Origin of the sequence: Caballeronia sp. (assembly GCF_028292365.1) — a bacterium.
Taxonomy (GTDB): domain Bacteria; phylum Pseudomonadota; class Gammaproteobacteria; order Burkholderiales; family Burkholderiaceae; genus Caballeronia.
In genome coordinates this window covers 1-2912 of record NZ_JAQGMM010000463.1, presented here as the reverse complement: position 1 = coordinate 2912, position 2912 = coordinate 1, and the positions used below count along the sequence as shown (strand labels likewise).

3 protein-coding genes are annotated in these 2912 nt (G+C 60.7%); all 3 read left to right on the top strand.

The genetic code is table 11. The features are described 5' to 3' along the window. On the top strand, positions 1–756 hold a 756-nt coding region (locus JWR14_RS27090), incomplete at its 5' end, for a DegT/DnrJ/EryC1/StrS aminotransferase family protein (protein WP_299714820.1). A 106-nt stretch (positions 757–862) separates the two neighbouring features. Beyond that, positions 863–1891: a glycosyltransferase gene (locus tag JWR14_RS27085; RefSeq protein ID WP_299714817.1), complete on the top strand. Its 1029-nt coding sequence runs from the start codon at positions 863–865 to the stop codon at positions 1889–1891. Beyond that, a complete protein-coding gene (locus JWR14_RS27080; protein ID WP_299714814.1) occupies positions 1888–2910 on the top strand; it encodes a formyltransferase in 1023 nt (340 codons plus the stop codon). The genes JWR14_RS27085 and JWR14_RS27080 overlap by 4 nt, the downstream gene beginning before the upstream one ends. Positions 2911–2912 lie beyond the last annotated feature (2 nt).

The window sequence follows — 2912 nt, the reverse complement described above, 5'->3', positions numbered from 1 at the left end:
TATCTCTCGGGCCTGCCCGTGGACATGGACCGGCTGTACGGCATTGCGCGCGAGCATGGGCTGCGGGTGATCGAAGACGCGGCCCAGGCGTTTGGATCGTCCTGGCGCGGCCAGAAGATCGGTGCATTCGGCGACATTATTTCGTTTAGCTTTCACGCGAACAAGAACGTCACGTCGATCGAAGGCGGCGCGCTCGTCCTGAATAACGAGGAAGAAGCCGTGCTCGCACAGAAGTACCGGCTGCAAGGCATCACGCGCACCGGCTTTGACGGCATGGATTGCGATCTCCTCGGCGGCAAATACAATCTCACCGATGTCGCCGCCCGCGTCGGCCTCGGCCAGCTCAAGCATGTGGAGCGCTTCACTGAACAACGCCGCGAGCTGGCACGCGCATACTTTGAGAGTTTCGCAAACGGCGCGGCCGTGCGAACGGGCGTGCAGTTGCCAGTACCGAATTTCGCCGACAGCAACTGGCACATGTTCCAGATCGCACTGCCGCTCGAGCGCTTGTCGCTTACGCGCTCGGCGTTCATGGGCCTGATGAAGGAACGCGGCATTGGCACGGGCGTGCATTACCCCGCGCTGCACCTGTTCACGCTGTATCGTGGACGCGGGTTTCACGAAGGCATGTTCCCGCACGCTGAAAAATACGGCGCATCAACGGTCACGCTGCCGCTTTTCACGCAGATGACCCAGGACGACGTGACACGCGTCGTGCATGCAGTCAACGAAATCTGCGCGGCGCACGCCATTTAGTGCACTGAAGCTATTGCAGGCACGGCAGGCACGCACGCCATGCTGTGGCACAGCAAAACAAGAACCACATTTATCACCACGGACACCTAGCGGAACCATCGTCAACATGAGTCAAACGGATTTTCTGCCGACCGGCCCGGAATTAACGGTCGTGGTCCCGGTGTACAACGAAGAAGAAGGCCTCGCCGCTCTCTTCTCCCGCCTGTATCCCGCGCTTGACGCGCTCGACGCAACGTATGAAGTGATCTTCATCAACGACGGCAGCCGCGACAAGTCGGCGGCGTTGCTCGCCCAGCAATTTCGCGCGCGGCCGGACACGACGCGGGTGATCCTGCTGAACGGCAACTATGGCCAGCACATGGCCATTCTTGCGGGCTTCGAACAATCGCGCGGGGAAAGCGTGATTACGCTTGACGCCGATTTGCAGAATCCCCCCGAGGAAATTGCGAAACTGCTTGCGAAGATGCGCGAGGGCTACGACTACGTCGGCACGATTCGCCAGCAACGCCAGGACAGTTTCTGGCGCAAGAAAGCGTCGCGCCTGATGAACCGGCTGCGCGAGCGCATCACACGCATCCGGATGACCGACCAGGGCTGCATGCTGCGCGGTTACAGCAGGCACATCATTGACACCATCAACCGGTGCGGTGAAATCAACACCTTCATTCCGGCACTGGCCTATACCTTCGCGCAGAACCCGATTGAAATCGATGTCGCGCACGAAGAACGTTTCGCCGGGGAATCGAAGTACTCGCTGTACAGCCTGATCCGTCTCAATTTCGATCTGGTGACCGGCTTCTCGGTCGTACCGCTGCAGTGGTTGTCGTTCATTGGCGTGATCCTGTCCGTGGGGTCCGCGGGCCTGTTCCTGCTGCTGTTGGTTCGACGCTTCATGTTCGGCGCGGAAGTCGAAGGTGTGTTCACGCTGTTCGCCATCACCTTCTTCATGCTCGGCGTGATCATCTTCGCGCTTGGGCTGCTTGGTGAATATATCGGCCGGATCTATCAGCAAGTGCGCGCACGGCCGCGTTACCTGGTGCAGACCATCCTGGAAGAGCGCGACGGCAAGCTTGCGCGAACCATGCCTCGCCAGGAAGCGGTGGCAGCAATTAGTCGCGAGGTCGATCCGCTATGAACGATGGGGTTGCCGTCACAAGCACTCCGCGCGCAAAACCTCGTGCGGTCGTATTCGCGTACCACAACGTCGGGGTGCGCTGCCTGCAGGTCCTGCTCGCACGCGGCGTTGAGGTCGCGCTTGTCGTCACGCACGAAGACAATCCGGACGAGAACATCTGGTTCGGCAGTGTGAAGTCAGTCGCGGAGGATCATGGCATCACGGTGATCACGCCGGCCGACCCCAAGTCGCCCGAACTGCATGATGCAATCAGCGAACTCGCGCCGGACTTCATTTTCTCCTTCTACTACCGGCACATGCTGCCAGTCGGCCTGCTCGCGCTCGCCGCTCGCGGCGCGTACAACATGCATGGTTCGTTATTGCCGAAGTATCGAGGGCGCGTGCCCACCAATTGGGCCGTGCTGAACGGGGAAACAGAAACGGGCGCGACGCTGCACGAAATGGCCGCAAAACCCGACGCGGGAGCAATCCTCGGCCAGACGCCCGTACCCATTCTCCCCGACGACACCGCTTCGCAAGTCTTCGACAAAACCACCGTCGCCGCAGAGCAAACCTTGTGGCGCGTGTTGCCGGCCTTGATCGCGGGCGAAGCGCCGCATTTGCCGAATGACCTCACGAAAGGCAGCTATTTCGGCGGCCGGAAGCCGGAGGATGGCCGTATCGACTGGTCGCAAACGGCGCAGCAGGTCTACAACTTGATTCGCGCCGTCGCGCCGCCGTATCCAGGGGCGTTTACGGATATCGGCCAGCAGCGGTTTATTGTCGCGCGGGCTCGTCTCGTGCCCGAAAACGGCGTGTTGGGCATCGATGCCGAGAGCCTGCGTGAGGTGTCAAATTTGCCCCCTGGCCTGCACGTGAAGGATAATGCGCTGTTTGGCGTATGCGGCGACGGCCGCGTCGTCGCCGTCCGTGAATTACGGCAGCCGTTCGTGGACGCAAGCCAGACTCCCGCCGGCGGCGAACGCGTCGTCAGTCCCGCCGAATTCGGCCGAATCACTCAATCACTTCCTCATTCATGAAA